We start from the raw sequence: 2,338 nt of genomic DNA on the forward strand, positions 1-2,338 counted from the left end.
TCGCGGCCGCCGTCGCCGGGACCCGCACCGTCGGCACCCTGGTGACCGGCGCCGACCCGCTGCCCGACGGGCGGCTGCGCGGCCTCGCCGACGCCGCGCGCGGAATGGTCGAGCCGCCACCGGAGCGGCACACCCGCCGGCTGTGGGCCGACCGGGGCCGGGTCCAGGTCGAGCTGTGCGCCCCGGCCGCGGAGGGGACGCCGGAGGTCCGCCGCGCGCTGCGCCGCCACCTCGAGCGCCTGGAGGGCGTCGAGTGGGCGGCGGTGAACGACGTCGTCGGCCGCGTGCTCGTCGCCTTCGACGAGCGGCAGGTCACGCCTGCGGACCTCGTCGGCGCGGTGACCGCGATCGAGCAGGCCCGCGGCGGGACGGGGCTGTCGCCGGAGCAGCCCGACCACCCGGCCGACCTGGAGCCCCTGATGGCGGCCGCCGTCGCGGCGGCCGTCGACCTCGCCGCCGTCGGCGTCGCCTGCGTGGCGAAGGTGCTCCCCGTCCCGGCGCTCTCCCGGCACGCCACCCTCGCCGTCGCGCTGCTGGACTCCCAGACCCGGCTCCGGCAGGCGCTGGCCGGCCGGGTCGGCCCGGTCGGCGCGGATCTCGCTATCACCAGCCTGAGCGCGTTGCTGCACGCGCTCACCCAGAGCCCCACGGTGCCGGCGCTCAACGCCGCCGCCGCGTTGCAGGAGGTCGTGGAGGTCCGGGCCCGCCGGCAGGTGTGGCGGCGCCGGGAGTGGGAGCTGTGCCGGCCCGAGCCGGAGGGCGGCTCCGCGGGGTCGCTCCCGCCGCCCGGCCCCCGGCCGCGCCCGCTGCCGCCCGGCCCGGTCGAGATCCACAGCGCCCGCCTGGCGCCGATGGAGCTCGGCGCGGCGCTCGGCCTGCTGGCGCTGACCGGTCGCCCCGGTCGCTCGGCGGACCTGATGAAGGTGCTGACGCCGAGGGCCGCCGTCCTGGGGCGGGACGCCTTCGCCGCGACGCTGGACCTGCTGCTGTGCCGCCGTGGCGTGCTCCCGATGGACGGCTCGGCCTACCGGCGGCTGGACCGGGTGGACGCCGTCGTGGTGGACGGCGACGCGCTGTGCACCGGCCCGCCGGTGGTCCTGGAGGCGAGCGCGCAGGCCGAGGGGTGGGACGACGCCCGCGTCTGGTCGGCCGCCGCGCGGCTGGTGGGCGCCTTCGAGGGCGACGAGCCGGTCGGCCGGCTGCGGCTCGGCCCCGCCCGCGACGCGCCGGACGCCCCCGGCGCCACCGTCCACGCGGTGTACGAGGGACGCCGCCGGGTCGGCACGGCGACGGTCGCCCGGGAGCCGGACCCGCACGCCGAGGCGCTGATGGCGGTGGCCGCCGCGGCGGGCCACCGCCTGGTGCTGACCGCGCACGCCGGGACCCGGGAGGTGGCCGCCGCCGCCGACGAGGTCGCGCCGGCCGACGAGCCCCTGGTGGGGACGGTGCGCCGGCTGCAGGACGACGGGCACGGGGTGCTGGTGGTCAGCGACGCCGACGGCCCCGCGCTGCTGGCCGCCGACGTCGCCGTCGCCCCCGTCCGGCCCGGGCGCCCGCCGGCGTGGGGCGCCGACCTGGTCACCCGACCGGGGCTGACCGACGCCTGCCGGATCGTCGCGGCGACGACCGTGGCCCGCGCCGTGAGCCGACGGTCGGTGCAGGCCGCGCTCACCGGCAACGTCCTCGGCGGGCTGCTGGCCGCCGTCGGCAGCCCCCGTCGCGGGCAGCGCAAGGCCACCACCCCCGGCAAGACGGCCACGATTGTCGCCATGCTGGGCGGCACGTGGGCCGCCGTCCGGTCCGCCGGCCGACCGGTCCCGCCGCCCGCGGTGCACACGCCGTGGCACGCGCTCGACCCCGACGAGGTGCGGCACCGGCTGGCCGAGCTCCCCGACGACGCCGAGCGCCGTCCGCGCCGGCTGCTGGCGCCGGTGCGGTGGGCCGGGGGCCTGCCGCAGGTGCGCGGACCCGCCCGTCTGGTCCGCACGGTCGCCGCCGAGCTGGCCGACCCGCTCACGCCGGTCCTCGGCACCGGCGCCGCGGCCACCGCGATGCTCGGCGAGGCGACCGACGCCGTCCTCGTGGGCAGCGTGACCGTCGGCAACGCACTCGTCAGCGGCCTCCAGCGGCTGCGCGCGGAGACCGCGCTGGAGTCGCTCCTGCTCGAGCAGGACGTCGTCGTGCACCGGGAGACCGACGGCGGCCGCGAGGACGTCCCGGGCAGCGCGCTGCGGCTCGGCGACGTCGTGCAGGTCGAGCCCGGGGACGTGCTGGCCTGCGACGCCCGCCTGCTGGAGGCCGTCGACCTGGAGGTGGACGAGTCCAACCTGACCGGCGA

Annotated in this window: 1 pseudogene; it reads left to right on the plus strand. The window is 79.9% G+C overall.

Going from position 1 to position 2,338, the window contains the following annotated elements:
- Positions 1-2,338: pseudogene (locus tag E4P41_RS21565) on the plus strand (cation-translocating P-type ATPase); the annotation flags it as partial.

Origin of the sequence: Geodermatophilus sp. DF01-2 (assembly GCF_004571065.1) — a bacterium.
Taxonomy (GTDB): domain Bacteria; phylum Actinomycetota; class Actinomycetes; order Mycobacteriales; family Geodermatophilaceae; genus Geodermatophilus.